Genomic DNA, 5,945 nt, shown 5'->3' with positions numbered 1-5,945 from the left:
ATTTTCCCATCGACCGCTTTTAAGATATCCGCCAAATCAAATGTCGCTTCCGTTGGTAGTTTTAACTGACCACTAACAGCGCGGTCTATCAGCTCATCAACCAAACGCTGTTTATTCTCGACGCTCATCTCTTGGCTAAGTTTACTGCCCCAAAAGCCTTTGAGTACGGCTTGCTTAAAGATCATATCGGTCGGATTAAGCATCATCGGCTTACCGGACATCGCACCAAATACGGCAAATGTGCCGCCATGACCGAGCAGTGATAATAAAGCACCACTGTCTTCACCGCCGACAGAATCAACCGCTGCGCTGATTTTGTCGTCACCAAGGATGGATTTTACTTGCTCTTTCCAGTCATCATCTTCGGTATTGATATTATTTTCGACCCCGATAGCTTCTAGCTCTGCTACCGCATCGTTACTGCGTACCACGTTAATGGTTTTTACCCCACGCGCTGCTGCTAGCATGGCGAGTGACTTACCGACTGCGCCATTGGCGGCGTTCTGAATAACCCATTGACCAGCTTGTAATTCTAAGAACTCAAGCAACATTAAAGCGCTTAGTGGCATGGCAATCAATTGTGCTGCCATCTCATCGTTTAAGCTGTCGGGTACAGGAAATACCATATCTTCTACGGCAACGAAATACTCTGCCCAAGTCGCTTGCACACTGGCCGCTGCGACACGTTGACCAACTTTTAAATCTTTGACGTCGCTACCGACCGCATCGATGATACCGACTGCTTCACTACCACCGATGGCAGGCATCTCGGGTTTAAAGCCATATTTACCACGAATGGTGAGTAAGTCGTGATTATGAATGGAGGCCAAGATGGTTTTGACGCGGACTTCATTGGCTTTGGGCTCTGGAGTAGGGCGGTCGCCGATGCTGAGTACTTCTGCTGGTTTGCCAAAATGGTCGTAAGTTGCGCTGCGCATGATAAATCCTTTATTTATTTTTTGAATGAATAATTAAAAACCACTAGCAACAGTAACAAGTCACGTGCGTCTATCGCAATATCAATTTGGTTAATGAAGGTTATTACCTAGCCAGCTTCCATTATTTAAAGAGAGGAGTCATCAGCTGATTCGGCTTTGCCTTGAATGATCTGAAAATTACCATCTACCATCTCGGTTAATAACGGTTCGCCTTTCTCATTTACCCGAAATAAACCATATTTTGCTGCTTCAAACGATTTGGCGTGACCTTCTTGAAAGAAGAAAGCATTGGTCGCAAGTATCACGCTGCCATTACGAACACGGTAATAAATAGCTCGCTCGTTTGCGGCTAATTTTTTATGACTGTTATTATTGGTGGCGTCACCATTGCTATTAGCTAAACGCACAAAATGCCCAACGTTATTTGCATCAAGTTTTACGATCACATAACCTTGACTGGGTTTATAAGGTCGGAAATCTGGCTGCAAATTCTCTAAGCTTTCTAAATTCTCTAAGTCTTCTTGATGTTTTTCTGGTCGCAACGCTGCAAAAATATCACGCTCTAATGCATAGCTAAGTGCCATATAATCACCTTGCATAAAGCCGCGCGGATCGATAGGCGCTAGCTCTAATAATATGGTATCGCCAGTATTTAGATGGGCTTCATACTTGATGATATTCATCGTCATCACACCGAGTACCAACGCCAATCCAAGTAGGGAAACCACAATCGTGACTGCCGGTTTTTGTAGCCAATGTGTGCTCGATGTTTCCTCAATCAAGCGCTTGGTCAAAATTTTATGAGTCATGGCAGGCGCTCCTGATTGTCGTTAGCGCTCGGCTTTATCTTTGCAAGATAGCCTTTGATAAGCAGCCAGCGTATAAGTAATAACGCGATACCGATGAGCAGCATAGAGGCAGATTTGACCAATAAAGACGTATCGAGCTGGTAGTAATACCAAAATATATAACTGACCAAGGCTGTAATACCGAGTCCGAGCAATAGGCGTTGGTTATTGGCAACAGCGATAATGATGATAAGGCTGGTTGCCAGTAGGCCTGAAACATAAAGCGATAGGATACCTAAAAGTAGGATAATGCCGAAAACGATACTGGAAATAACGATACTTACTGAAGAAAAAGGTTTGGGGTGATAACGTTTCAATATTAAGTAAGCAGCATAAAAGCTGGCAAGAGTAAGCAGGCTTTGTGCAAGATAATAATTATAACGAAACGCCTCACTATCATTGTTAAAGCTACCTCTATATTCCGCTGCGATAAAATATACAGACACACCTAACAGCATCATCGCACTGGCATATCCAATGGCTTTAATACTATCAAAAGCGCCAGCTCGCCATTTAACAGGCGCGTGCTGCAATAGGCGATAACGTTGTAAATGACTGATAATAGCAATCAGCGCCAATAAGCCCAAGCTCAACTCAGGCAGCTGATAGTCATTGAGTAAATATACCGTGCAGCCTAAGGCAACCAAGCTACTGAGCAAGCGATACATAAAGTTTGGCACGATAAAGGTTAGGGCACTTTGAATAAATAAAAACAACCACACACCCAATGGATGCTCGATATCGCCACTGACTAAGGCATACATAACATAGGCTTGACCGGCAACGCTCAGCGTAAAAGCCAAGCTATTTAAAAACATACTACGACGGGTTGTTTGGCTTTTAAATAAAATAAAGCTGCCTACATTTAATAGCATGCCAATCAAAAAAGTCGCTATCGTGCTTTCAAGAGCCCCTGTGTTTTGCAGCATCAAGGTTAAAAAGCCAATAAAAAATAAGCTGGCTACAAAGCCACTAAAACCAAAAAATACTTGTATAAACCAAGGATTATCGTCTTCAAGGTTATGGTTATTTAAAGTATGACCATCCATATCAGCGCGAGCAAAGCTGCTATTAGCCGAGCTTTCAGCAATAAAGTCCTCATGAATTAAGCCAAGCTTCTTTAATTTCAACAGCGTCTGTTTATCGTTATTCATGGTCAGCGCCTCTTATAGTATGAGCTGCATCTTTATAGCGATTGCTGTTCTGTAGACGCGCCACCTTACGTAGCCAAACAACTGCTGCTGAACTCATCCCGATCAGGAGTAAGGTTAAGGTTAAAAACCCACCCGCATCGAAGTCATCTAATAGCGATTCTCCTACCCAAAACATCACCACGGTAATGATAGAAAATGACAGATAAGTCAGCATCAGTAAATCAACACGGCGCTGATAAAACCGCCATAGCATAAATCCGCACCAGCTAAGCCATGATATGGCAGAGATAAGTATTGCTAAGCTACTGTCATTTTCAAAGACAGGCACAATCGCCAAATAGCTAATAAAATAGGTACTGAGCAGACCGACGAGATAAGTACTCCAGTGCAAGCTGGATTTGGTGAGTTGGTTTATTTTGCTAGTAATGAGAGGAGCGGAAGCTTCATGGGTACGGGATTTATAGGTAGATACTTTATCGGTAGAGACTGTTTGAGATTTTTGCTTATCAATACTGATAAGCCATAGATTGAAGGCAATAAAATTGATGAGCGCGAGCATTCCTACTTGAGTCATGCTTTGATATATATCGTTAATAAGTGATAAATCCGCCACATCTAGATATAGCATCAGACCTGCGTTTATTAGCCCAAGCCATAATAGCCAAAGCGCAGGGAAGCGCGCAATCATGACCCACGGCGTAATGAGTATTGCCCAAGCAAAAAACAGCTGCCACGTATCAGCGCCGGTTTGATATACCTGTCCAAACAGCGCCAATAAGCTACCTGTTATGACGCTGGCGATAAGGAGTAATAACTGCCGGATCAGCTGAAATCGTTGCCTAAAAGACAGCGCCACATAAAGCACAATACTAATGACCAATCCCGCTTCAACCAAAGCGAATTTACCCATCTTGCCCATATTTAGCCAGTTATAGGCAACAAAAAACATCAGCGACAATACCAGCGCTACAGCCCCGATAATCAACAGTGCTTTATCAAAAAACGTCAGCCAAGTACGCGCGCTTGGGTAGACTTTTAGCTGAGTTGACGCCGCATCTGCGTTTGCAATTGGAAGAATGTTGCGCTTTAGCAACTGTTCAATAGTACGCCGTGATTGACTCATAATATCTTCTCATTAAAGACAGTATTAAGGCTATCTTAGCGGTTTTTATAAGAAGATAATGTATTAAAATAATGCAGGTGTTTAATAAAACTCAATCCGACTGAGTACGTGCTCTTGTACCAGATAAGCACAGATATAGGCGCTTGGCCACGCAAAGACAAAGGCCAGTCCCCATGAGTGCATTAATTCCATAAAGAAGCCATCGACGAACCCTACTTTAACCAGTAGCAGAGCAGATGAGATGATAAGTGACATCATCAGCGCCATCAGACCAGTAAAGATAAGACGATAGTACTTACGCCGTGTGCGTATTCTGATGCTAGGGAAGTTTGCCATAGTGTTGAGTTGTCCTGCGCGGTGATGGTTACGCTCAATGCATGATGATTAATAGCGTTATGAGGCTTCATTACTGACTATGATATCGTATGCTGATGAGTGGATAAAATCGTTATTACCAATAGTAAGGTTCGTTATATTTTAAGAACCATTATTTCATTTCTAAAAATGAGAGTATTCTAATTTTTAGCAAACTAAAGCTGGTTATTTCTGCTACGATACATGAAATTAACAACATACATAGGATATGATATTTCGATGCTATTAAAACGCCTAGGCCTTGCCACTCTGTTAAGCTTTGCAGTCGTCGGCTGTACCACAGTGCCTAATACCTTGGCGGTAAATACCACGCAAAAGATTATTCAGTATGAACGCTCAAAATCTGACTTAGCTGTAAAAGCGCTGATATTGAATTCTGGTGATAAAATGGTCTATGCCGAAAACGGCAATGTAGCAGGTGAGCCTTTATTATTGATTCATGGTTTTGGTGGTAATAAAGACAACTTTACCCGTATTGCTAGGCAGTTAGAGAACTATAACCTGATCATTCCTGATTTGCTCGGCTTTGGTGACTCTAGCAAACCTATAACAGCAGACTACCGTTCGGAGGCGCAAGCAACGCGCTTACACGAGCTACTACAAGCTAAGGGCTTAGCATCCGACATTCATGTCAGTGGCAATTCGATGGGCGGCGCTATCAGTGTGGCTTATGCTGCGAAGTATCCTAAAGAAGTCAAAAGTCTGTGGCTGATAGATAGTGCGGGCTTTTGGTCAGTGGGTGTGCCGAAATCATTAGAAGGCGCAACCCTTGAGAACAATCCGCTATTAATCAATAAGACGGAAGACTTTTACAATATGTATGACTTTGTGATGTCTAAGCCGCCTTATATTCCTAAGTCCGTAAAAGCCGTATTCGCGCAAGAACGTATCGCTAATAAAGCACTAGAATCCGAAATACTCGCGCAAATACTTGGAGACAATGTCGAGGAACGCGCCAAGGTTATCGCTGAGTATAATATTCCAACGCTGGTGGTTTGGGGTGAGAAGGATAAAGTAATCAAGCCTGAAACGGTCACGCTGATAAAAGAAATCATTCCACAATCAGAAGTGATTACGATGCCAGAGATTGGTCATGTACCAATGATAGAGGCTGTGAAGCAAACGGCGAATGATTATAAAGCGTTTCGTGAAGCGCTAAAAAAATAGTCATTTACCTATTATCTTTTAAGCGGTCACTGCTCCAAATATTGATTATGCCACTACAGAATTGCTTGGCTTGTATTTTTAGTTCAACTGCAAAGAGCCTTTTGCATTCATCAGCAGCTCAACCACATCGTCACCACTGATAACAGTGAAGCGTTTATCAATAGCTGATTCTTCTACGCCATTGTGTTTCATACATGCGCCGCAAACCAATACCTGACCACCTTTTTCGATAAAGGCTTCTAGCAATTCGCCAGCAGGTTCAAAGGGATCGCCAATGTCGACGTTATCTAAAGCATTTGGCAATGCCAAGTATACCGCGTCCACCATCAATATGACTGAT

Annotated in this window: 7 protein-coding genes; 1 reads left to right on the top strand and 6 read right to left on the bottom strand. The window is 42.7% G+C overall.

Annotation, left to right across the window (positions count from 1 at the left end; translation table 11 throughout):
• The 5 genes from VLN09_RS05970 to VLN09_RS05950 form a co-directional block, all read right to left on the bottom strand.
• On the bottom strand, positions 1-938 hold a 938-nt coding region (locus tag VLN09_RS05970; RefSeq protein WP_325244621.1), incomplete at its 3' end, for a zinc-binding dehydrogenase.
• 125 nt (positions 939-1,063) lie between these two features.
• Positions 1,064-1,747 carry a GDYXXLXY domain-containing protein gene (locus VLN09_RS05965; RefSeq protein WP_325244619.1) on the bottom strand — a complete coding sequence of 228 codons (684 nt, stop codon included), beginning with the start codon at positions 1,745-1,747 and terminating at the stop codon, positions 1,064-1,066.
• Positions 1,744-2,940: a DUF4401 domain-containing protein gene (locus VLN09_RS05960; protein ID WP_325244618.1), complete on the bottom strand. Its 1,197-nt coding sequence runs from the start codon at positions 2,938-2,940 to the stop codon at positions 1,744-1,746. The genes VLN09_RS05965 and VLN09_RS05960 overlap by 4 nt, the downstream gene beginning before the upstream one ends.
• Positions 2,933-4,063: a DUF2157 domain-containing protein gene (locus VLN09_RS05955; protein ID WP_325244616.1), complete on the bottom strand. Its 1,131-nt coding sequence runs from the start codon at positions 4,061-4,063 to the stop codon at positions 2,933-2,935. The genes VLN09_RS05960 and VLN09_RS05955 overlap by 8 nt, the downstream gene beginning before the upstream one ends.
• Before the next feature lie 81 nt (positions 4,064-4,144).
• Complete coding sequence (locus tag VLN09_RS05950; protein WP_325244615.1) at positions 4,145-4,399, bottom strand: DUF2798 domain-containing protein; 255 nt, start codon at positions 4,397-4,399, stop codon at positions 4,145-4,147.
• 258 nt (positions 4,400-4,657) lie between these two features.
• On the opposite strand from VLN09_RS05950, the gene VLN09_RS05945 reads away from it, so the two are divergent.
• Positions 4,658-5,605, top strand: a complete 948-nt coding sequence (locus VLN09_RS05945) for an alpha/beta hydrolase (RefSeq protein ID WP_325244613.1) — start codon at positions 4,658-4,660, stop codon at positions 5,603-5,605.
• A 78-nt stretch (positions 5,606-5,683) separates the two neighbouring features.
• On the opposite strand, the gene VLN09_RS05940 is transcribed toward VLN09_RS05945, so the two are convergent.
• A partial coding sequence (locus VLN09_RS05940) for a DsrE family protein (protein WP_325244611.1) occupies positions 5,684-5,945 on the bottom strand: 262 nt, incomplete at its 5' end.

The sequence above is a fragment of the Psychrobacter sp. genome, from assembly GCF_035469765.1.
Classification (GTDB): Bacteria; Pseudomonadota; Gammaproteobacteria; order Pseudomonadales; family Moraxellaceae; genus Psychrobacter.
This window is presented reverse-complemented; position numbering and strand designations above follow the sequence as displayed.